The following is a 22352-nucleotide window of genomic DNA, read 5'->3' on the forward strand; positions in this document are numbered from 1 at the left end:
AGTTTGCTTCGGACAGGGGTGTGCCGTGCCGAGGTGGTTGATGGGGAGTTACTTGAGCCCGGTGGTTGTCACGGACTGGATGAAATAGCGCTGGAACCCAATGATGATGGCGAGCGGAATCACCGTAAGGACTATGGATCCAGCGAACATCACGCCGTAGTCCACGTTGAATTGGCCTTGGAGATTGGACAGGGCGATGGGACCGAGAATGTGCTGCTCGTCCGTGCCATTGAGCAACGGCCAAACGTAGGACTGCCATTGGAACAGGAAGAGCGTCAGTCCAGCGCCAATGAGGGACGGAACGGACAGCGGCAGATAGATCCGCCGGAAGATCCCCCACCAACCCAAACCGTCCAGGCGGCCTGCCTCCACGAGGTCCTTGGGGATGGCCAGGAAGAACGTGCGTAACAGGAATATCGCCATGCCGTTTCCCAAACCGGGAAGGATCAGCCCGGCATATGTATTCTGCAGGTTCCAGTCACGAAAGAGGTCCGCCAAGGGGATGGCGATCGCGTCGAACGGGATCAGGAAGCTCACAACCACCACCACGAAGGCGGCGCCGCTTCCACGAAACGGGATGGCGGCAAGGGCGAAAGCTGCCATGGAACAAATCACGAGGCCGATCACCACGGTGGCCGCGCTGACGAATATCGAGTTCAGCATGGCCAGCCCCAGGTTGCTCCGTAGCAGCTCGGCATAGTTGTCCAGGCTCGGCGTCACGGTGAAGAACGTTTCCCATTGCAACGGGTTCAGGAACCGGAAGGTATCGCCACCGGGTCGCAGCGAATTAACGAACGTCCACCAGAGCGGGATCAGGAACAACAGTCCAACACAGGCGCCCAGGACACTCAGCGCGATGTAGCCCAGGGTCCGGCGTCCTGATGCTTTGGCCGCGGCGACCGTACTCATGCCGCATCAGAGCTCCGAAGCAGCCGGAATTGCAAGGCAACGACGGCGAGGGTCAGTATCACGAGAATGATCACTTCCGCTTGGGCTTTACTTAGGTCCCCGAGGGTGTAAGCCCGGGTGTAGATGTCATACATGAGCAGGTTGCTGGAACCTGACGGACCGCCTTTGGTGAGTATTTGGACGGGCGCGAAGATCAGGAAGTTGGAAACGGTGTCGGCAACCAGGACGAAGGCAAGAGGTCGACGGACCAAGGGAAACGTGACGGACCAGAGCTTCCGCCAGGCCGAGGCTCCATCGATGGACGCGGCCTCGTAGAGCTCGTTGGGGACATCGTTGATACCGGCGATCAGGAACAGCATCCAATAGCCGACGCCGATCCAGCTCAGGAGCACCATGATGGAAGCGAGCGACTGCTGCGGCGAGGTCAGGAACGGCTGCGCCGGAAGTCCCAGAAGGTCAAGGAATGAATTACCCAGGCCGTCGGGCCGATAGATGACGCTCCATACGACCGCCGAAACTGCAGGCGGGACTGCTATGGGAAGGACCACCAGGGAGCGCCAAACCTTCGCGCCGGCAGCCTTCCGGGTATAGAGAACAGCAAGCAGGAACGACACAGCAATCTGGAGAGGGTTCACGATTGCCGAAAAGACCAGCGTCACCAGCAGGGCGTTGTTGAAGTCTGCATTGCCAAAGAGGTCCCCGTAGTTCTCAAAGCCCACAAACACTGTTCCACCACGCAGGAAGCTTTCACGGAACAGGCTCTCCCACAGGGCCACAGCCGCGGGTGCAAGACGAAGCACTATCAGGCTGATCAAAGCAGGAGCGAGGAACGCCGCCGCCACTGCCACCAATGATGCACGCCTCCTGCGACGAACCGGAGGCACCGCCACGGTTCGATGCTGCGTTGCAGGTGGACGATTGGTTGTTTGCGAGGGGGACATGGCTAGAGCCGCTTCCAAGCGTCGGTGATCTGCTGGGATGCCTGCTTCAGTCGCTCGTTGACTGGAGTCCCGTTTCGGATATCAGCGAAGGCCTTGCCCATGATTTCTTCGAACTGGATATAGCCCACGCTGACCGGGCGCGGTTTTGCCGTCTGAGTGTTTTCGTGTTCGATCAACTTGGCCAGCCCCTTGCTGTGGTCACCGCCCAACGCTTCGAGCTTGGGCAGATACTGGGCCGTTGCAGCGCTGTTGGCCGGGATGATGGTGGTCGCTTCGGTGGTGGCCAGGTTTCCTGCCGGGTCCAGGGATGCAAACTCCAGGAACTTCTTTGCGGCCGCCTTGTTCTTGGATGCTGGATTGATGCCCCATGACCACGAGCCTGTTGGCGTTACCTGACTTCCGCCCTCGAAGTACGGCATGGGCGCCACTCCCCAATCGATGTCCGTCTTGGCGAACCCGCCAACATCCCAAGGGCCCCCAACAAAGTACGCCACATTGCCGGACGTGAAGACCGGGCTGGTCTGGAAACCGCCAACGCCCCGGGGAGAGAGTCCCGACGCGAACGTATCCGCATACCACTGCATGGCCTTTTCCCAGCCCGCGTTTTCGATGTCCGTGGTCAACATCTTGTCGCCAGTGATGCCTGAACCTCCGCCAGCGGACTCCGCCAGAGGCTGCAGCTGATAGTACGCCTCCACTTGTTCAAGGAGCAGGCCGTATTGCGTTCCCGCCGCCTGGACCTTCTTGGCGTCGGCAACAATCTGTTCCCACGTCATTCGCTGGGAGGGATCAACCGACGGGTGCTTTACCCCTGCGGAGTCCAGCGCCTTCTTATTGAAGAACAGCATTTGGGTGGAGTTCCAGATGGGCAGCGCCCAAAGCTTGTCATCGTAAAGGTTCACACTGAACTGTGCGTCCGGAGCAGCGGCTTTGGCGGGCTCTTTCAGGCTGCTCAGGTCCTCAAGGAAACCTTGAGCAGCCAACTGTGACAGCCTCGGCTGATCGACTGTATAGACATCTACTGTGTCGTCCTTGGCTCCAAGCCGCTGCTGGAGCGTTGGGTTGAGTTGGTCGAACGGCACCTGCGAATACTTGATGGAAATGTCCGGATTCTTAGCTTGGAAAGCGGCAATGACCGGGGCGAAAGTGGCCGGATCTTCAGGACCAAGAAGATTTACTGTGCCAGTTCCGGAGCCTTCACTTCCTAGTGCAGAAGGCGAGTTCTGGGAGCTCGTGGAGCAGCCGGACAGGAAGATTGCTCCGGCCGCAAGCAGCGACGTGGCTGCAAGGAGATTGTGCTTCACGGGAAGCCTTTCTGGAGATTGAGTCGGATGCGAAACGAGCATCTAACCGGTTAGACTACGCGGAGGAAATAGCTTTGACAAGAGATTTCCGAAGTATTGAATCATCAGCCCCAGCAGTTATGATCAACAGATCTACCCGGTTAGACCGTTAGCACATCAGGAGAAGCCCATGCCGACAGCCAGAGACGTGGCAAAACTGGCAGGAACGTCAAACGCTGTTGTCAGTTACGTGTTCAACAACGGCCCCCGCGCAGTTTCCGCGGCTGCCCGTGAACGCGTGCTCAAGGCTGCCAAGGAACTGGACTACAAGCCAAACGCTTTGGCCCGTGCATTGAGCGCAGGCAAGACCAGGTCCATTGGCCTCATCGTCCCGGACATCGCCAACCCATTCTTTGCCGAACTGGCGAGGGCAGTAGAAGTTGCTGCCGCAGACCGCGGCCACCTGCTGTTGATTGGGGATTCCGCAACGGTGGAGGAGCAGGAACGCCGTCTCATGGAGTCGTTCATCGAAAGGAAGGTGGACTCCATCATCCTTGTTTCGCTACTGGACGAGCCTGATCTAAAACCGATAAACGCTGCGGGTCTACCTGTTGTTGCACTCCACCCACTGTCGGCTGGACAACATGCATCATCCCTGACCATCGACTACGAGCAAGCCGCCTATGTGGCCACGCGTCATTTGCTTGAAGAGGGCTACCAGAGCATCGGTCTGCTGAACGGGCCAGTCGACTCCGTGGGCACCAGGCAGCATGCCTCTGGTTTCGAGCGAGCCGTTTCCGGCACATCAGTGACTGTTTCCCGACGGGCGTCACCGATCTCCAGGGCTGGAGCAGCCGAGGTTGCCTTGGAGTGGCTCAGAACTTCCGATGCCCCACGGTCCATTTACGCGACAACGGATGAACAAGCCCACGGTGTTTTGTTCGCTGCCTACACACTTGGTCTCAATGTTCCGAACGAACTTGCCGTGATCGGCGTCGATGGGACTGCCGCCTCCGAATTCTCCGTGCCTCCTCTATCCTCCATTCGGCAGCCAACGCAGTCCATAGCGAACCGCGCCGTTGAGATCCTGGTCGACGGGAACGACGACGCCGACGGGGACAAGACAATCGTCAACGAACTCTTTGACTTCGAGCTTATCGTTCGCAAATCGTCCCGCGCCTGACAAACTGAGCCGTTCAGAGGCTGAGCCCCATGCCAGCTTTTGGCGGCGAAAACAACCCGTTGAATCTCCCCAATGTCCCGAAGTAGGGTGGCCGGACCGTCCAACCACATCATCGTCTGGGAAAAATCTGGGAGAACCATGACACATGTGAGACGCCAATTGGCTGCGGTCACCGCAGCCCTGGCCCTGAGCGTGACAAGCGGAGCCGTGGCGAATCCTGCCTTCGCCGACCCTCGCGAAACCGACAAAAACCCTACTGCCACCGGGTACGGCGGCGCCGTGAGCACAGTCGATCCGGAAGCTTCAGCAGCCGCCATCGAAGTACTCCGCAAAGGTGGTAACGCGGCCGACGCAGCTGTCGCCGCCGCTGCCACTCTGGGTGTCACAGAACCGTATAGCGCCGGCATTGGAGGCGGCGGCTACTTCGTGTTCTACGACGCCAAGACCAAGAAAGTCAGCACCATCGATGGCCGCGAAACGGCGCCGGCAACCATGCCGAACGATGCGTTCATCGATCCCGCCACAGGCAAGCCCTATCTCTTTACGACGAAGCGGCCCGAGCTGCCAACGAGCGGCGTCTCTGTCGGCGTCCCCGGCACCCCGGCAACTTGGGAACGCGCACTTGAGCGCTGGGGGACTTTGGACTTGGGCGAGGCACTTAAGCCCGCCATCAAGGTAGCCAACCGCGGTTTCGTGGTGGACGATACTTTCCGAAACCAGACCCTCGATAACAAGTTCCGTTTCAACACCTTCACTTCCACTCAGGACCTGTTCCTCCCCGGCGGTGACGCTCCCGCCGTCGGGAGTATCTTCAAGAACCCCGAGCTGGCCGAGACCTACCGCCTGCTGGCGAAGCAAGGCACCAGCGCTTTCTACACGGGTCCGCTGGCAGAGGAAATTGTCTCCGCAGTAAAAGCGCCGCCGAAATCGGGCGAGACTGATCTGCCCGTTCCATCAGGGTTCATGACCACTGCCGATCTGGCTGCGTACGAAGCAGTTGACCAGGAACCGACACACGTGAACTACCGCGGTTACGACGTCTACGGAATGGCGCCATCCAGTAGCGGCGGCACCACGGTTGGCGAGTCGCTGAACATTCTTGAAAACTTCGATCTGAAGGACATGCAGCCGGTGGACGCACTGCACCACTACTTCGAGGCCAGCTCGTTGGCATTCGCCGACCGTGGCGCGTATGTGGGTGACCCGAAATTCGTTGACGTTCCCACCGATGTCCTCACCGATGAGGTTTTCGGCAAGGAACGCGCTTGCGAGATTGATCCCACCGTGGCGGCTACCAAGCCGGTCGCCCCAGGTGACATAACAACGTACGACGGCGCGTGCCCGGCCGGGGCCGCATCGCTCGCCGACGAGACGGACACCGAGAACATTTCCACCACCAACCTGACGGTCGCCGACAAGTGGGGAAACGTGGTGGAGTACACCTTGACCATTGAGCAGACGGGTGGATCCGGGATCGTCGTCCCAGGCCGCGGCTTCCTGTTGAACAATGAGTTGACTGACTTCAGCGCCGAATATAAGGCGACTGATCCCAACAGGATCCAGCCAGGCAAGCGTCCCCGTTCTTCGATGTCGCCCACCATCATCCTGCAAGACGGCAACCCGTTCCTGGCCCTCGGCTCCCCGGGCGGATCCACCATCATCACCACCGTGTTGCAGACCATCCTCAACCGCGTTGACCTGGGGATGGATATCTCCGAGGCTATCGCCGCTCCGCGTGCTGCCCCTCGAAACGGGCCCACCGTAAGTTCCGAGCCAGCGTTCATTGATGCTTACGGTCCCGCGCTGGAATCGTTCGGCCATGATCTGGTCCCGGCTGGTGATGCTTTCACCTCGGCAGCCGAAATAGGTGCGGCTACGGCAATTGAGATCGGCGAAGGCGGAAAGCTCACGGCTGCAGCTGAGCCGACTCGTCGTGGAGGTGGATCGGCCATGGTTTTGAAACCAAGTAGCGGGCCGTGATTGATGTATTAGCCCGGAAACAGGCCTCGGACTGTTTGCTGCAATTTCTCCAACGGTTGGCTCTCTTGGGTGCTGGCAGCGAACTTCATGAGTCCGCGGCAGGCGAGTCCCGCGTCTGTCAGCTCACCGCTCAGCAGGAAGTCCATCAGTTCATCGCTGGGCAGTAATCGCACGAAGCCCGCCTCGGAAGCGTCCCACGATGGGTCGCTGTCGAGGCGGGCTTCTGCTGCAATGACTAAATGCTTCCGACGGGATGAGTTGGCGGACCACCATTCGGATCCTGCGTAGTAGACGGATGACGATCTATAGCCTGTTTCCTCGGCCAACTCCCGTTGGGCGCCATCTACCGGAGTTTCGTTCTCATTCAGGTATCCCCCGGGCAGTTCCAGCAAGGTCTTTCCCGGCCCGACGCGGAACTGCTCAAACAGCACCACATCGGTTCCGCCCTCTGTGAAGGCGAGAACCGCCGCCGAGTCCGGGGTTGCGATAACGTCCCAGGTTGAGACTGAGCCGTCAGCTTCCAAGTACGTGTCTTGATTGATGGTGACAAAGCCTTTGTAAGCACGCGTAGTCCAGAGCTTTCGCCACAATTCGTCGGAATTGTTCACTCTTGGCGGTTGGTCTTGAGTTCCCGGCAGAATCTCCACACCATCACCAACGAAGCTGCTGCGATGATGATTCCGGAAATGAGGGACCAGACAGATTCGCTGCCGCTTGAGAGGAAAATGTAGGTGGCGTAGGCGGCCATGACGAGGGCGAGAAGCAGCCATACCATCGGTTTACGATTCACAATGAGTTCCTTGATTGAGTGGTAGTTGTCAGGCCAAGTCACGCTTGGAGAACACGGCGCAGGCTGCCCCCAAGACGATTAACAGCCAAGCAACGGCCCCGAAGAAAGACTCCGACGCCGGTATGTGGACTGCCGCTTGATTCGCCCAGTCGGCAGCTTGGAATGGGAATAGGTACGTCTCGGCATTGCCCAGGGACAGGATCTGCGGCGCAACCAAACTGAGGGGAACCGCGAAGAGGCTCACAAGGTGATTGCGAAGGAGGGAACCAATGGCGAATCCCCAGAGTGACCCCATCGCTGCCATTCCAGCGAAAGCTAGCACTACCTGTGGGCTGAGCTGCCATCCTTCAGCGACTATTCCCCCGGCAAGACCGAAGCAGATGCCTACCGTCACGCCGCCCAGGATTGCCGCCAGAGCTGTTGTCAGTGCTCTTGCAATGAACGCCGGGTTCCTTTGAAACAACAGAACCCTGCGTGTAAGACACCCAGCCCGGAAGTCCGCGGTGAAGGAACAAGAGCCCATCACACCCGCACTCGTGAGCATGAGCGATAAGCCTGCCCCTCGAAGAACTCCTTCAAGACCTGGAAGTGCCGCGGTGGATTCGAGGCTGGCGGTCACCAGGAGCGCAGCCAGGAGCCCGATCACCAGCAGGGAGGCTATCCCTGAACCCTTCCACAGCCATGGGCGGCGAAGATCCGCAAGAAGTGCGGACACCATTTAGAACTCCTTTCTCTTGAGCACAGCAACCGCGCCGGCACTCGCTGCGAGGAGCCACGCCAGCGAGACCAGGAACGCTGGGCATGGTTCAAGAAGGCCCTCAAATGGAAGAGAAGCAATGCCTGCCAACGCACCGGAGGGCAGCCAACGCCCTATTTCCGGATCGTTTGCCAAGATGGGCAGTTCAACGGCGAGCGGAATAAGCATGGTGACGATCGTCGTCGCGTAGTAGTGCTGAATGATCCAGCCGAGCGAGCAACCCCACAGGGAACCAACAGCGGACGCAACCACGACGCCGGGCAGGGCTCGCCAAGACTCGGGGCTGAGGAGCTCCCCGCGCACTTCCGGTGTCAACGAGAAGGCGGCACTGGCTCCCCAAGCCACGATCCCGGCCGCCAGAGTGATCAGGCCGACCACGAGCGCCGCCGCGTATTTGGCTGCCACAAGGTGTATTAGTCCCGACATCACTAGGCTGCGTCGGAGCGTCCCGTAGTACGACTCACGGGTGACCAGGTAGCTCCCGGCAAAGGTAGCCACGATCGCAATAGTGGCGGTCAAAGCCCAAAACGCTTGAATGTTGCCCGCCGCGGAAAGCTGATCCGCATTGTCTGGCCAGCCCAGGAAGTTCGCCACGAACCAGGGCACCAAGGCACTGAAGGCCACGATGCCCAGAACGGAATATCCGCTGAAGTACCTGAGTAGCTCTGCTCGTAGTCCACCGGCCCAGTTGGCGTTCGAATGCCCCATCATTGGGCATCCGCGAGGATCTTGAAATAGGCGGATTCAAGGCTTCCACCACCAAGGGCCTTCGCTTCCTCGAGGGTCCCTTGGAACAATGTCCGTTGTTTCAGGATGACGACGTCGTGCGCAATTTGTTCGAGCTCCATCAACTGGTGGCTTGAGACCAGGGCACTCCCGCCGGACTCAGCGAACCTGCGGAGAAAAGCGCGAAGCCACTGGATCCCCTCCGGGTCCAGACCGTTCGCGGGCTCGTCCAGGACAAGTAGCCGAGGGTTTCCGATGATGGCAGATGCAATACCTAGCCGTTGTTTCATCCCCAGCGAGTAGTCCCGAACTTTTCTGTCCGCGTGGGCCGCAAGGTCCACGATTTCCAGGACCCGTTCAACATTTTCCCGATCCACGCGTGCTGCCAACTGGCAGATCTGAAGGTGACGTCGCCCTGTCAATCCGGGTTCCACCTCCATCCCGTCCAAGTTCACTCCAACGTGAGCGGCAGGCCTCTTTAGGGAGCGGTAGGCGGTTCCGAACACGGTTGCCCGGCCCGACGTCGCCTCCACCAAACCTGTCAGCCCTCCGAGTGCCGTACTCTTTCCAGCACCGTTGGGTCCAATGAGTCCCACAACCCGCCCTGCAGGCACATCGAACGTCAGATCCTCGACGGTCAATCGTTTGCCCCTTCTCTTGGTGAATCCCTCGAAGCTGGCGTGGATTGTCATGAGTGCCCCCTCGTGGAGTCGTCGCCTTCGGGTGGTCCGGGCCATAACGGGGAATGTGAAACGGCTTGCCAGAGCCACTCCCACAAAGTTGTTTGGCTTCGGCTGGTTACTTCCGCCCGCCCCGAAGCAGGGAGCGATGTGCTGTCTTCCACCTGACCTACGTAGGCCAACACGGGCAGGGTGGTGCCTGCGAGCGCTAAGGGAACGATGGTGTCTACAGATGCAGTGGATGACGACGGCGGGTGCTCCCCAATCGTGGCGTGGCCCAGGTTTTCGTGGATGACCATTCCCTGTGACTGCAAGGTGACGCTGTCGCCCGGTTTCAGCGCGCCATCGCTGGAACCGTCGGGCGTCACGATGAGCAACTGGCCATTCATATAGGTGTAGCCCGCTACGGTCACGGGACTCACGGGGATCACAGTGAGAAGCGCTCCAGTGGCAAGAGCGCCCACGAGCGTGGCGAGGGCACGCCTCCACAGTGGGCTGCCGTTTTCCGCAGCCCCGCGGAAAAACCGAACCACACTCCTGCCAGCCACCACCATGAGCAAGCAGAGGATGGCGAACACCACCATGTGCCCTATGTATCCGAGCTGCAGGAAGATCGGCACAATGCGTTGAAAGCCAATAATCATGAACCCGACGCCTGCGATGAAGCTCGCCAGTCCGAACCACGGGAGCAAGCCATTACCGCGAAAAGTGGCCCGCGCCCCTAGAACCCGGGAGCCAACGACGTCGGCCAGCGCCCTAAGGGATTTCTGGCGGAGGTGGGGGACGTCCACAGCCGACATCAAGGCAACGTAGCCGTCCAGCTTGATGAACGGGAAGAGATTCAAAATGGCGACAGCCCAACAAATGATGCCGTAGAGCAGGGCCGCGTCCTTCACCGAGGACGCCGGAAGTAAAGTCTGCACCGCCAGCGCGATGCTCCCCAGACCAAGATGGACCAGGGGCCCGGCGAGGGCGATCACCACCCGCTGTTTTCGTGAGCTCAGCCGCCAGCCATCGGTTACGTCGCAGAAGAAGGCAGGGGACAGGTAGAACAGCATGATGCCGATTCGCCGAGGGGTGCCGCCAAAGTAGCTGAGAGCCATTCCGTGGCCGAATTCATGAAGCAACGTGGAGGCAAACATCGCAAGAGCAACGTACAGATATACCTCAAGTGGCAGCGGCGTCGCCAAGACCCGCCACATACTTGGGCCAGCCGTCAGGGCGCCCACCATGCTGCCTATGAGAACCAGGGCAAGGGGCAGTGCGGCTATCGGCCGCGCAAAGGCAGCGACCAAAGGTCGGAATCGCAGTAGCAGCGGCGCCGGATTGAACAAGGTGAACTGCACCGTCAAGGGTGGCCGGAATTGAACCCGCCGGTCCCTCTGCTGGTTCGTGCCGCCGTCGAAAATGCCAGTGTGCGCCAACTGCCGAACGATCCCCATGACGTCGGCAGCCGTCCACGGCAACCCCAAAAGATGGGCAATCTGGGCGGGGTTTCTCTCACCATCAACTGCTCTGAGGACGGCGGCCACATCTGCTGAAACCCGGGCTTTTGGAACACTGTTTGTGGCAACAATCCAGGGGCCGCCGTCCGCTAACGGTTGATCAATGGAGGCCGCTGGCGCCAGCTGAACCGGCCACTGAACGGGTGTCGGGGTCTTGGACGATCCGAGCATGGCGAGCTTTCTCATATCAGCGGGTGCGGTGTTAGGGACATACCGGAGGGGTCACAGACCGAACCGGACGGCATCTGGACCAGTCCTTTGGTTTCATCCATCGTCAGCGGAACAGCACCGGGACAAATCGCCTTGCCCGCTACCCACCCGAGTTCCTGAATTGCCGCTGGGAGGCGGTGGGTGAGGCTGACCCAGTGTGATCGAATGTCTCGCCCCGCCAAAAACTTCACCAGGACGTCGACGTTCGGAATGGATTTGACCTGCGGAAAGTGGGCAGGCCTGAAGGTTCGAACCCACAAAAGTAATTCAGCCAGGGCTTGCCCGGTGGTCCAGAAGTCCGCGCGGGATTCGTCGTCTACCACCTCCGGTAATTGAACTGCCGATGGCGTCCGTGACAAGAAGAGTTCGCGAATCTGCAGGCCTTCCTGCAGGGCTCCCTTCAGAGCGGCGACGGGGTCGGCGGCCGCCTTGAGTCCAACAGCACCGAAGTGGCCGTGCCCGGTGTCGCCAGCGATGATGCAGACCGCAATATGCAAGGGACTTTTACCCTGTGGGATGAAGGCCAGCGTTGGGGCGATGTCAGCTTTGCGTGCAGCCTCCAGAAGCAGAAGCAAACCCCGTGTGCCTGGGGCGTGGAGCACATCTGCCGGCATCGACCCAGCCACGAACTCGTGGAGGGGAACCCTTTGGCGCCAGGCAGAAAGGAAGGCATCCCGTTCTATGACTTCACCGATGCCGGATGCTCGCGCGAAGTGTTCTGACGGACCGGACGCTGCGCCATTCGGCGATGGATCAAAGAACCCGTTCCATGGATCCGGATGCGTGGATCCACCAGCGGCGTAGTCCAGCACAGGAGCCGGTACGTGTGATTCCTGGCCCGTCAGCAAGTCCGTTGCCCGGTACCACGGGAAGTTGAAGGCGAGGGCGGAGGCGCGTCCCAAGCCCGCGCTAACAAAATCGATGCGTTTGTCGATTGCGTCCCTCGCAGCAAGAAGGTGTTCAGCGTCCGCTGCCATGGGCGCCAACGCGAAACGCTCTACGGCCTCGCCTGCGCCCCGCGTCATGGAGGATCTCTTCTTCACGTCAAAAGCTCCGACGGCGGTCGCGAACCCCTTCCCGTCGGGCCGCCCATTTGCGAGGGACGCAACGGTTCGCCAGAGCCCTACATCGTTGGGCAGATAGACCGTCGCGGAGGACACCAGACCCAGCGACGGATCAAGGGTAAGTACAGGATCGATGCTCATCTGCCACACACCCACAGCTCGACGTCATTCAGGCCAGGCACCTGCGTGGCGATGCGGACCGGCCGACGCTCGAGGATGGTTAGGCCTTCTGCCAGCACTTCTTCCTCGATGAGGCTGTTACTGACGAACGCGATGTCGCTTGAATACGCGGAGGATCGGTACGTACCGCCTTCATCGAAGCCAACGTGGATCATAGTTACGTGCCGGGCCCCGTTGACCGGATCACGGCTTTCCACGGTGATGAGGAATGCGTCCTCGCCCAGCGCCGAAACTGTCGTTCCGCCGTCGTGTCCTTCCGATGCCTGGTGACTGTCGGCGTTCAGTACCGTCAACAAGAAGCGTCCGTCGGGCATCAAGCAGTCACGGACGCGGCGGAACAACTCCCTCCTGTCTTGGGGGTCCAGGAGCGTGATGGAACTGGCGCCGAGAACGACGCAACCGAAGCCGCCATCGATGTCAAATCGGGACATGTCCGCCTCGAGCAACTCCACCGGCACTTCGCGGGGATTAAAGGCTTTGGTGTCGATCCTTTCCGCGAGCATCGCGAGCATTTCCGGCGAGGAGTCGACGGCGGTCAGCGGACGTCCCAGGGCAAGGAGTGGCCGGGTGATCCGCCCTGATCCCGCAGCCAATTCAAGAATGGGCCCGGTGGTTTTGCGTGCTGCAGCCAGGATCTCGGGCAGTTCGGTGAGGTCATCAGCGGTGATCTGATCGTAAAGACGGGAGCCTGCAACGCTGTACAGATCCTCGGGAGGATCCAAGTAGCCAAGGACGCGCAGGATGGCATCGGCAGATTTGTCGGGCGGGATATTCATCAGCTCGTGTTCTCCGGGAGTTGGTAGGAGTCGGGGATCCACGCGGGCGGCGGCGAAGCGTCGCGCCACCCGCGTGCACCAGCTAGGTGGCGGCGATTCCGATGACGATGCCGGCGATGATGATGACGTCACCAACGCGCATGTACCACGGGGTATCGTCCGGGGTGTCGAGGTTCTCCAGTTCTTCGATGGTCAGCTGAAGGTTCGAGTGTGCGATCATTGCGTTCTCCTTTCTCTTGTAGTTCGTGCTGTTGTTCGGCCTGTCCGTTCCCGGACGGGTTAGGTGATGCTGACGGCGATAATGCCGATGGCAACTCCCTGGGATACTCCGATGAACCAGTTGTTGAAGTCCGGGGTGTCCAGCGATTCGATCTCCTGGATGGAGATGTTGAGCTGTTTCTGCATTTGCGTTCACCTCCCTTCGTTGCAAGTTGGAAGGCCTGCGCGAGCCCCTCAGGTGATGCTGACGGCGATCCCGATCAATGCGAGGCCAACGGTGATGCCGTGGATGCGTTCGCTCCAGTCGTCAGGGACGTCGATGCTATCCAGTTCCTGGACGTGGAGGTCCAAAGTCCTGGGTGCAAGAGTGCTGCTCATGTACTCACCCCCTTTCCCTTACCGCTCGTAGCTCGCCCACTGGGCCTGGCAAGATTTGTTGTTCCAGCGCTGCCTTGGAGAGGACGTACTGGAGCTGCACGCCATCAAGGCTCCGCAGCATCGGCAACCCGCCACCCCAGTTCCGGAGAGCGGCGGCGGTCGTCTTCATCAACGCCTTCTCGCTAATGGCGTCCAGGCGTGCGATGCCCCACCGCCACATCAATTGGTTGATGCCCTTGGCGGGGTTGGGGTCCAGTGAAGGATCCGCGTCCATAACCACGGACCAGAGCTTCAGCAGGCGACTACGGTCACCCCAGGCTGCGGTTCCATTGGCGATCTCCTCCCAGATGGGACCGATCACCGACGCTGTGGCGGTCATCTTTCGGACTCCAGTGACATAGGCAAGTTCGTTGGCGAGATACCAGTGCTTCGCTCCGTAAGGGTCCCGAGCTACCAGGGCCCAGCCGGTGTGTGTCTCCATGCTGAGGTGGGCCGCCTTCAGTCTCAGCTCGGGCCCGTCTTCACGGGTCACTCGGTTCCCCAGCCTGACGATCCGCGCCAAAAGTGAGTAACTGTCGTCGTCGAAAATGTTGGAGCCGCTGCCAGTCATGGTGCCGGCCACCCGGAGGAACGCCTCCAGCAGCCCTTCGAAAAGCAGCTGCCGCGGCAGGGTGGCGAGGTTGCCAGCGTCGAGTACTGCCACGTCGCCTGGCAGGTGACGTGAGGCGATCAAACGGCGCCCGACGGCGGTGTCCAGGCACGCTACAGCGCTGACTTCAGCACCGGTCCCCACGGTTGACGGCAGGAGGACGGTTCGGGGACGCTCATTTGGATAAGCGACCGGAGGTAGAACGACGAGACCCGAGCGCTTGGCATGACGTTCGACGAAAATCGTGAGGCTCGGGTCCGCGGTGAACAGCGCCGCCAGCTTTACGGCGTCCATCACCGAACCGCCGCCAAGGCCCACAACGCTCTGAAGTCCGTGCTTGCGAATGAAGCTGCCCACAAGCCTCAGGGTCTCGACGGTGACGGGGCCAGCTTTTAGGTTTATCGTTGGCGCGCCCTTTAGGTCTCCGGCCAAGAGGGCGTCTCTCTGTGTAACGAGGTTGTTGTCCAGCACGAGTCCGGTTCGGCCGCGGGTAAGCCCGCCAATGTATCTGGGTGCCATCCCTGGATCGAGGACGACGCAACGCGTGTTCCACGTGCGATCCGCGATCATGCGAAAACTCCGTCGCGTTCTGCTTTTGCCAGCCCGTGGACGATGGCCGCGTGCAGTTCCTCGAAGTCCTCCTGGGTATAAGTCAGTGCTGGCAGGAGTTGGATCCGGCCTGGCCCAGGCTGCACGATGGCTCCGGCCTGATGGATCCGCCGCACGATGGCGAGGACACCGTTCGGAGAAAGGAGTGATCCACTTTTGGCTCGCAGCAGGATGCCCCTCATACAGCTGCGTCCTGAGGACTCGCCGACCCCTGGAACGCCCTGGAGTTTGGCAATGAGCTTGTTGACGCCCTCTGAGACCCGCTGGGTCAGGGTGGTGTGATCCAGCCTCGTCATCTCGGAGATCGTGCTGAGAATGGCAGCGCAGGTTGCTGGTGTTCCGGCCTGGGTTTCGCCGTGGACAAAGACGGCCTCGTTCTTATCGAAAAGCTGGGTTACGCGCTGGCCGATAAGAAGGGCGGCGCATGCGCTGGTGCCGTTGGTCAGTCCCTTGGAAGTAACAATGACGTCCGGGGCTTCCCGCCACTCATCTGAAGCAAACCACCCTTTAATACGGCCGAATCCGGTGGCGACTTCGTCAGCCACAACAAGGAACCCATGCTCCTCCCGGTGCTTGAGGAGTGCGGTCACGAAAGCGACCGGTACGGCTTCGGCCCCCGAACCAAGGACGGGCTCTACGATGACCGCCGCGATGCGATGCCCCTCCCGTTGCATTAGATGAGCCAGCTCGGCGCCGCCGTCGTCGAACCGGACATGCCGGATGTTGCGCCTGTCCACGCCATAGACGGCTTGGCCGAGCTCGTCGCCGCTGAGTGCCTGGCTTCCGTACGTGAGCCCGTGGTAGCTCCCGATTAACCCGACGACGAGTTTGCGTTCGGGTTGTTTGTCCAGGACGAAGTAGTGGCGGGCGAGCTTCATGACGGCGTCGTTGGCGGCACCTCCGGAAGTGGAGAAGAGGACTCGCTCGAATTGATGACGGGGCAATTCAAGGAGGGCTTTCGTGGCCTCGATAGCCCTACTGTGCGCGGTCCGGAAGAGCGGGAGGTAGGACGCTGTTTCGAGTTCTTTGGCTATTGACTCGGCAATCCGTGCGTTGCCGTAGCCGAGGTTCGCGTTCCATAGGCCGCTCTTCGCGCAGAGCCGCCGTCGTCCGTCTTCGAAGGTGACGTGGACGCCTTCGGCACTCACCGCTGTGTAGCTTGCTGTTTCGAAATCATGCTGGTTTACCAGCGGGACCCAGAGCGGGAGCTGCGTCCGAGGTTTTAGGGGTGCAGTCATCGGTTTGTGCCGATGAGGTCAATGCCGAGCTGCTCGAACTGATTCAGGACTGCCGTCACAGATCCTGTGGCTACGGCGTCTGAGACGTTGAGGGCTGGCGCTATGGCCGTGGCAGCAGCGCTCACATCCCGGAAGTTGGAGACGGCTTCGATGATGGTGGCGGCATCAACCCCAATCTTGAAGACGCGACCCGACTTGGTGTCCAGCAGCGTGTACTCCCCTGCTCTTTGGACGATAAAAGGAGCGGAAGCCGAAGGGACTCCCGATGCTGCACTGAAAAGGCTGGCTCCGAAACCCACAAAGCTGGTGGTCTCACGGGCTTCGCGCGGGATGAACTTCCATGCATCCAAGGCGGCAAGGTAGCGCGGAATCCAGGGGTTGGCTGTGAGGGCCTCTATGTCAACGCTGCAGTTGGCCATGGCTGATCCGGGGTCCAGTGCCTTTGCGCGCAGGTCTTCAATCGCATTGCCGACCCGGCCAATCTCTGCTCCATATGGGCCGCTGAGTATTCTTCCATCCGACATGATGTGAAGCCTTGCCAGTGAGATGTCCTTGTGTTCGATCCCTGCGAGCAACGCCCGCTCGGACAGAACAGCATTCACTTCAGTCAGCTGCCGGACGAAATGTCCCGAACGCCGGGCTTCTTCGACATCGTCGAAGAAGGCCTGCCAGTCCTCGCTCGTGGCCATCCTGACCACTGTTACGCCCACCAGATTGACGAAAGGAATGGCCACGTAGTCCTGGATTTCCAGGCTGAGTGTGCCGTCGACCAGGAGTTCTTCCCCGGCGGCGTCGAACGAGCCGGAAACTGTTGTGATGGCTTCGTCGTCTTTGTCCCCGTTGAGAGCAAGGATGACCGAGCCCTCAGTAATGAGCGTCTTCGCGTAGTCGATGTGCTCAGGATTCTCCACGAAAATAACGCGGCCTGCGATGCGCCCTGGCATGCCGGTAATCCACTGATCCACTGCTGCGGCAATCGTCTGCTGCTGACTAAACGTCAATTCCCCAACCCCCAATAGTTCCTTCGTTCTTGAGACGAAGCTATGGGCCGGAGTGGGTGCCATGGTGGAGGAATTTGAAACTAGGTGGTGGAAAGCCCCAAAGATAGGTGCTGCGTGGCGCTATCTAGGTGGTGGGGAGAGGTGGTCTAGGTGGTGGAATCAATGCCCGATCATGTGCTGGCCACCGGTCCAGCCAGTCGGCTTGTCGCGCATGGTGTCATCCTCTCAATTGGTTCCACACGCACAGTTGCGGCGTGGGTCTTGTTAGCTCCGTCTACCACGACGGAACAGATCTACGTCCGCGTACCGTACGTGATTCCGCTCGCCCGGAATGGTGAGTTGTGGAAGTCGTCAGTGGAGGCAATGTTCCGTAACTCATCAGGCCGGGTTCCAAATGGTCATCACACAAGCCGAACTTGGTTTTTACTTCTGCGGGAGGCCCTGCCAGTAGTTGGTACTGACAGAGACTCCTTCCGAAGTGACTGCCGTCGTAGTGTTGTTGGAATGGACAACCGCCCGCGATCCTGACTTCCCCGCCACACATAGCCACGCTTGAAAACGGCGACCACCCGTTCACTCCCGGCGTCCGCCTGGATCGGTGAGATGCAGGAAAACATGACGAACACGCGCTCACGTATCGCCACGGCAAAGGGGAAAAGTGCGCGCCTCTGTCGCGGCCACCGACTCGTTGTACCCGTGTTCGCCGGCGGCGCCGCAGCAGTTCCCCTTTACGACACTTACCGGAATGCCGACGCTCTGACCGACGATCAGTTCTCCTTGGTCGCGGTCGCCTACTTCGCCCCGCTCGTCTTGGGCAGTCTTTCCAACCACCACGGGTGCCGCCCAGTCTCGATCGCCGCGCTCCCGCTGGCCATCGCCGGTTGCCTTACCGTGCTTGTGGTTCACAGCTTTCTGCCGCTCCTGATTGGCGGGGCCCTCCCAGGGACTTGCCGCCGGGCTGGCCTCCAGTGCAATCGGCGCCTACGCCATGGACACCGCGCCGCCCCCGTTGGCTGGCCGCAACCGTAACCACTGCCGGCGCAACACTGGGACTCGCCTGGGCGTCTTCCTCTCCGGAGAAGATTGAACACGAGTTGCAGCAGCGGCTCAGTAACCGCATGGACTCCGTGCGTGAACTGGTCAAATCGAGGCAGAAGGTGGCCGACGCGCGCGATGTCCTTTGCCGAAGACGAAGACACACGCCGCTAGCACGCGGCGCTTGCGTCGGGCTGGACCGCCGATGAATTGCGCTCAGCTGGCCTCAGCGAGCCGGAGAAGAAGCTGCGTTCCACAAGCGCGCCACACGTGGGAGCACCCCGACGCCGAAAGCATTGGAAGAGACCGGATAGCGCAGCATCACGGGTACTTCCTTAATCGAGAGTTACCTACCGAAAGCGCGGTTATGCCGTCTTGGGACAACCGACATCAAAAATACTCATCGCCCGATTACAGGTGGAGCTGGTGGTGCTGGCCGCTTAGCTTCGGGCTGTGCTGGGGGAACCGTGGAAGCCCAGGCTGGGGGAAGTCTTGCATCTTTCCTGTTGAACCTTGGGAAGACCGTGCGCGCTCGGCCCAAGATGTATTTCCATTCATCGTTGTCTGCCCACTCAGGCGATTCGTCCAGTCCCTTAAGGTGCGCCTGGATATCCTCTGCGGAGCTGCCGGACAAAGCAGCGCCGGCCACGCTCAGAACCCCATCCCACATTGGAGGGAACTGTTTCACGTCCACGACAAGGCCTTGCTCTCGATGCTCGATACCAGAACTCGTGAGGAACCACTCTCCCGGGCCCATCTCAATGATGTGGCCGATCAACTTACCGTTGCTTCGCTTGGAATCGAAGGCCACGTCCAATGCCACGCCCAACCTATCAATTGTGCTTTTCCACTCCACCTTCGTCTCAACATCCTTCAACCCGGCAGCCTGAAGTTCTTTCATGAGACGGGCACCAACTTGATCTGCGCTCTCGGTCGCCCTCCAGTGTTCCTCGAATGGCCAGAAGTGCCCATTTGGGGGCTCCACCAACACTGCAGGTGTAACGTCGAGGAAGTCGCGCGAGTGATCGCCGGGGCGGGCTACCGTAGGCCTCATGTATCGGAACCCAATGAGGACTTCAGGAATGCCTCCCGATGCCGGGATGGCCACACCCAGAACTCGGTCGATCGCATGAGATTTGTTCGCTTCAACCAAAGCTGACGAAACCGTATGAAAGCTTGGTCGCGCAACCATATCGTTTACGGCTTCATCCTCCATTGCGCTGTATCGTTCAAAAAGTTCTCTCGTGTTTGCCTGCAAATCGTCCACGCGTTCTGTTAGCGCTTCAACACGGGTTTCATACTTCGCATCTGCGCTTTCGGCCGCTGCCTTTGCGATGCGAGTCTTGAAGCGGGGCTCGATGTAGACCAGGAGTGCCGCCAGCAACAGGGCCGTACCCACGTTGACTCCGATGGACTGCCAGACGCTCGCCACGGCCTCTCCCGCTGTAGCCAAGGGAAAGGCCGTCAGGGCAACTCCTGCGACGCCGATCCCGATTACCCACCCCAGATGCGGCTTACTCTGGTGTGACTCGCCCTCTCCGACCCTTTGGCCCGTGTTGTTATCGCCCAAAACCCTTGTTCCCTTGTTGACTGCTTCTACGGTGCGTAGTCCACGTCGTGGTGGTAGCACGGACGGCTTCCAGAGTCTCATGATCAACTAGTGGACCGCCAGGCTTGGCACGGTCCTTGTCGGCTACACGGTCGACTTGGTAGTCGCTAACGCATCGGACTGCGCAAACGGATTCGATGTCGTTCGGCCCGTTGAACAGTGATGCCGGGAAGGACTGTGGGACCCAGCGCCCACCCAGCGCAGTGTCGGTGCTGGTGGCCATTCCGTTTTCGGCGAGGTAGCCGCTTTCCCACCGTCCCAGTGTGCGGGTTTCTCTCACTTTCTGCGTTGTCTCGACGTCGGCAACCAGGACGTCGTAGACAGCCGTCTGGAGGCGGTCCAACAGAATCCGGGCCTGCTTCCCGCTGCCTAGGGTGCCGTCGATGATGACGTTCATCCCTGACTCCAGCGTCTCGTTGCGGGCCTTCTTGGCGAGGATGGATAACTCCCTGTGGACCAGGGCGGCCCGTTCGCGCGAGTAGAACTTCTCCCCGCCGCTTCGAGAGCTCGCACCGCGTCCCGTACCAAGTAACTGTCGTAGCTTCAGTCCTCGCGGCCCTGTTGCAGCAGCTGGTCCTTGAAGTCGTCCGCGTGGATCGGTAGCCAGTGATCGAGCTGCGTCCGAGTCGCCGGGATGAGGGCGGCCTGTGCGGTGGACTTGCGGGCGCCCGGAGTGCTGGCAAGGACAATCGCCCTCCTGTCGCGGCGAACCTCGGGGCGTGACTCAATCAAGCATGCCAGGATCTCGTTGTGCAGCCGCCGGCGGTCCAGGCGTGGTTCGCCTCGGCAGATATTGAACCAATCGGGATTCTGCGCGGCTGTCTTGCTCTGGGCACTTAGTAGCCCCCCGTCTGCGCCCAGGCGCTCTAAGCTGGCGCGGTGGGCCGCTGTCCGGTCTTCGGTCGTCACCCTTTACAGAATAGGCCAAGGGCAAGGTTACGAACATGGTCCGGGTCTTTCAGGCCTCGTCGGCTACATACTGAGACCACCTCGGAGGGGTCCAAAGCCTAAAAGAACCTTGCCAGGAGCGGTTAAGGAGACGGCCGCCCGGTGTCCTCGCGCTAATCGCCGGTCTTTTCGACACGCTTGCGTACAGGACGATTGTCGATGGGGGGTCTAAGATCGGGCCAAAGAGGGTGTTCTTGGCGGTGAACTTTCGGAGGAACAGTGCAGCCAGCATACATAACCGTCCCGTTTTGGGCGGACCTCACTACCGAAAAAAATTGGGTTCAAAGCGATGAACGCAAGAACAAATTTAGCGTCGTGCGATGGCATTTCGTTCTCAAGGAGCGGCAGCTGAATGAGAAGCCAAAACACGGAGAACGGCTTGCCGGCCTAGATGCGCCAGCAGGCTCTGGCGCAAAATTCACGTACAAGCGCACGTTGGAGATACTCGATCTGGAGACCACTATCGAGCAGACAGCTCAAGACAACGAGATGCTGCGTTCACTGTCCGCCGAGATCCGGGGCGAAGCTTCTGCCAATCCAGTGGGAAAGCTCTCATCCGGACTTATCACCCAGCTCAAAGAAACCATGAAGACCTCTTTTAGTGAGTCTTTTCAGGTTTCTAGTAGCACGAAGTCGGGGCACGAGCTCACGACTGAAGTTAGTTACGACGACGCTGGTGCTTCGCAGCCGTTGGCGCATGTCAGGAAGTTCCAGCGCAACCGCGCCGTCCTCTATCTCGCCTATATTGATTATTTGGTTGTCGACTACAAGCGGCAGCTGGGTATCCGAAAGCGGCGGCAGAAGAGCCCGGCTCCTCATCGGAACGTTCTGAAGATAAATGTTCCTGTGGCGGCCATTGAATACTGGAAAGAATATGACGGAATTTACTGGGTCAACGAGGCTTCTCATGTCAATGAGGTACCCGAGCCATATGAACTTGAAATAGTTGATGCAATTCACGAAAAGTCTGGATTCGTCAGTTTCCCACGTGTGCACACGCTGCACAGACTTTCCAACGCTGCTTTTCCGCTGAAATGGATTAAACGAAGGGGGACTTGGACGGAAGACGAGCTTATGGCAATTGAAGAAAAGGAATACGTCGAAGGCGGGGAAGTATCATGGATCTGGAAAAGGCAAAAATGACTCTTCCCTTGGGGCCAGTTTGCTCGGCTGAGACGAGTACATCGCCGTTCTTGTTCTTGTCCAATAAAACCAAAGACTATGCGCGACTCTGCGCGTTAAACGTGACTGCGCGTACAGCGAGACTGCCAGAGGCGTAAGGACGTCTCAGGAGCCTGCACACATCCGCGGGTTGTGTTGGGTGAGGTTCGCCCGCCTGATGACCTGACCTGGTTAGTGTGTGCAGGCGGTCAGCTGATTCCTGTCGTCCATCATATGTGCAGGAAAAGCCCGAAGGATAAAGCTTCTGTTGTACCCATGTGGGCAAGAGGCTACCATCCTGGGGTCTCTGCCGGCTCGGCTGCGCGACCGGGCGCCGGTCTGTGGAACGCTGGCGCCTGTTGGCATCGAACAGGCTCTTCGTGGTTGGTGGGGAAGTGAGTTCGTGTCGTTGAAGACAAGAGGGCCCGTGGCCCTGCTGGGATGAGTGTGTCTAAGCATTCAACCTGGAACAGGACCACGAGCCTTGAACGAGCCTACCGGGGTCGCAGCTGACGCTGCCA

General features: G+C 59.8%; 24 protein-coding genes. 3 read left to right on the forward strand and 21 right to left on the reverse strand.

All coding sequences use genetic code 11. The features are described 5' to 3' along the window. Nucleotides 1-48 precede the first annotated feature (48 nt). From AC1DD5_RS20975 to AC1DD5_RS20985, 3 genes are read right to left on the reverse strand one after another with little or no spacing between them, the layout of a single operon-like run. Nucleotides 49-909 (reverse strand): carbohydrate ABC transporter permease, encoded by an 861-nt coding sequence (locus AC1DD5_RS20975; protein WP_477522669.1) that lies wholly within the window; start codon nt 907-909, stop codon nt 49-51. Then, the gene (locus AC1DD5_RS20980) at nt 906-1799 is read right to left on the reverse strand and encodes a carbohydrate ABC transporter permease (RefSeq protein ID WP_442003233.1); all 894 of its coding nucleotides are present in this window, start codon (nt 1797-1799) and stop codon (nt 906-908) included. The genes AC1DD5_RS20975 and AC1DD5_RS20980 overlap by 4 nt, the downstream gene beginning before the upstream one ends. 53 nt (nt 1800-1852) lie before the next feature. Next, complete coding sequence (locus tag AC1DD5_RS20985; RefSeq protein ID WP_477522670.1) at nt 1853-3154, reverse strand: sugar ABC transporter substrate-binding protein; 1302 nt, start codon at nt 3152-3154, stop codon at nt 1853-1855. 169 nt (nt 3155-3323) lie between these two features. On the opposite strand from AC1DD5_RS20985, the gene AC1DD5_RS20990 reads away from it, so the two are divergent. Both AC1DD5_RS20990 and ggt read left to right on the forward strand, forming a co-directional pair. After that, nucleotides 3324-4316 carry a LacI family DNA-binding transcriptional regulator gene (locus AC1DD5_RS20990; protein ID WP_477522671.1) on the forward strand — a complete coding sequence of 331 codons (993 nt, stop codon included), beginning with the start codon at nt 3324-3326 and terminating at the stop codon, nt 4314-4316. Between the two features lie 138 nt (nt 4317-4454). After that, a complete protein-coding gene (ggt, locus tag AC1DD5_RS20995) occupies nt 4455-6296 on the forward strand; it encodes a gamma-glutamyltransferase (protein WP_477522672.1) in 1842 nt (613 codons plus the stop codon). 8 nt (nt 6297-6304) lie between these two features. Here the strand turns inward: ggt and AC1DD5_RS21000 are convergent, their stop codons facing one another. From AC1DD5_RS21000 to AC1DD5_RS21085, 18 genes are all read right to left on the reverse strand, one after another. Continuing rightward, nucleotides 6305-6904 carry an NUDIX hydrolase gene (locus AC1DD5_RS21000; protein WP_442003237.1) on the reverse strand — a complete coding sequence of 200 codons (600 nt, stop codon included), beginning with the start codon at nt 6902-6904 and terminating at the stop codon, nt 6305-6307. Further along, complete coding sequence (locus AC1DD5_RS21005; protein WP_442003238.1) at nt 6901-7086, reverse strand: hypothetical protein; 186 nt, start codon at nt 7084-7086, stop codon at nt 6901-6903. Before AC1DD5_RS21005 ends, AC1DD5_RS21000 begins: the two co-directional genes overlap by 4 nt. A 28-nt stretch (nt 7087-7114) precedes the next feature. Beyond that, nucleotides 7115-7804 carry a hypothetical protein gene (locus AC1DD5_RS21010; protein WP_442003239.1) on the reverse strand — a complete coding sequence of 230 codons (690 nt, stop codon included), beginning with the start codon at nt 7802-7804 and terminating at the stop codon, nt 7115-7117. After that, nucleotides 7805-8554, reverse strand: coding sequence for a hypothetical protein (locus tag AC1DD5_RS21015; protein WP_477522673.1), 750 nt, complete (start codon nt 8552-8554; stop codon nt 7805-7807). Then, a complete protein-coding gene (locus AC1DD5_RS21020) occupies nt 8551-9261 on the reverse strand; it encodes an ATP-binding cassette domain-containing protein (RefSeq protein ID WP_477522674.1) in 711 nt (236 codons plus the stop codon). The genes AC1DD5_RS21015 and AC1DD5_RS21020 overlap by 4 nt, the downstream gene beginning before the upstream one ends. Continuing rightward, the gene (gene mpaP / locus AC1DD5_RS21025) at nt 9258-10925 is read right to left on the reverse strand and encodes a daptide biosynthesis intramembrane metalloprotease (protein WP_477522675.1); all 1668 of its coding nucleotides are present in this window, start codon (nt 10923-10925) and stop codon (nt 9258-9260) included. Before mpaP ends, AC1DD5_RS21020 begins: the two co-directional genes overlap by 4 nt. 11 nt (nt 10926-10936) lie before the next feature. Continuing rightward, a complete protein-coding gene (locus AC1DD5_RS21030) occupies nt 10937-12169 on the reverse strand; it encodes a YcaO-like family protein (protein WP_477522676.1) in 1233 nt (410 codons plus the stop codon). Continuing rightward, nucleotides 12166-12984, reverse strand: coding sequence for a daptide-type RiPP biosynthesis methyltransferase (gene mpaM / locus AC1DD5_RS21035; protein ID WP_477522677.1), 819 nt, complete (start codon nt 12982-12984; stop codon nt 12166-12168). Before mpaM ends, AC1DD5_RS21030 begins: the two co-directional genes overlap by 4 nt. 82 nt (nt 12985-13066) lie before the next feature. After that, a complete protein-coding gene (locus AC1DD5_RS21040) occupies nt 13067-13204 on the reverse strand; it encodes a daptide-type RiPP (protein ID WP_477522678.1) in 138 nt (45 codons plus the stop codon). Nucleotides 13205-13263: 59 nt separating this feature from the next. Further along, entirely contained in the window at nt 13264-13389 is a 126-nt protein-coding gene (locus tag AC1DD5_RS21045; protein WP_263422335.1) for a daptide-type RiPP, read from the reverse strand. A 48-nt stretch (nt 13390-13437) separates the two neighbouring features. Continuing rightward, nucleotides 13438-13581 (reverse strand): daptide-type RiPP, encoded by a 144-nt coding sequence (locus tag AC1DD5_RS21050; protein ID WP_477522679.1) that lies wholly within the window; start codon nt 13579-13581, stop codon nt 13438-13440. A 4-nt stretch (nt 13582-13585) separates the two neighbouring features. Next, the gene (gene mpaC, locus AC1DD5_RS21055; protein WP_477522680.1) at nt 13586-14800 is read right to left on the reverse strand and encodes a daptide-type RiPP biosynthesis dehydogenase; all 1215 of its coding nucleotides are present in this window, start codon (nt 14798-14800) and stop codon (nt 13586-13588) included. Next, nucleotides 14797-16077 (reverse strand): daptide-type RiPP biosynthesis aminotransferase, encoded by a 1281-nt coding sequence (gene mpaD / locus AC1DD5_RS21060; RefSeq protein WP_477522681.1) that lies wholly within the window; start codon nt 16075-16077, stop codon nt 14797-14799. The genes mpaC and mpaD overlap by 4 nt, the downstream gene beginning before the upstream one ends. Then, nucleotides 16074-17078, reverse strand: coding sequence for a daptide biosynthesis RiPP recognition protein (gene mpaB / locus AC1DD5_RS21065; RefSeq protein WP_477522682.1), 1005 nt, complete (start codon nt 17076-17078; stop codon nt 16074-16076). The genes mpaD and mpaB overlap by 4 nt, the downstream gene beginning before the upstream one ends. Before the next feature lie 630 nt (nt 17079-17708). Beyond that, entirely contained in the window at nt 17709-17984 is a 276-nt protein-coding gene (locus AC1DD5_RS21070) for a hypothetical protein (RefSeq protein ID WP_477522683.1), read from the reverse strand. 529 nt (nt 17985-18513) lie between these two features. Beyond that, nucleotides 18514-19683, reverse strand: coding sequence for a hypothetical protein (locus AC1DD5_RS21075; protein WP_477522684.1), 1170 nt, complete (start codon nt 19681-19683; stop codon nt 18514-18516). Then, nucleotides 19673-20329: a zeta toxin family protein gene (locus AC1DD5_RS21080; protein WP_477522687.1), complete on the reverse strand. Its 657-nt coding sequence runs from the start codon at nt 20327-20329 to the stop codon at nt 19673-19675. The genes AC1DD5_RS21075 and AC1DD5_RS21080 overlap by 11 nt, the downstream gene beginning before the upstream one ends. Further along, nucleotides 20266-20454 carry a hypothetical protein gene (locus AC1DD5_RS21085; RefSeq protein WP_477522685.1) on the reverse strand — a complete coding sequence of 63 codons (189 nt, stop codon included), beginning with the start codon at nt 20452-20454 and terminating at the stop codon, nt 20266-20268. Before AC1DD5_RS21085 ends, AC1DD5_RS21080 begins: the two co-directional genes overlap by 64 nt. Before the next feature lie 435 nt (nt 20455-20889). Between AC1DD5_RS21085 and AC1DD5_RS21090 the strand changes: the two genes are divergently transcribed. After that, on the forward strand, nt 20890-21813 hold the full coding sequence (locus AC1DD5_RS21090) for a hypothetical protein (protein WP_477522686.1): 924 nt from the start codon (nt 20890-20892) through the stop codon (nt 21811-21813). The last annotated feature ends 539 nt before the right edge of the window (nt 21814-22352 follow it).

This window comes from Paenarthrobacter sp. 10L420 (assembly GCF_056395385.1).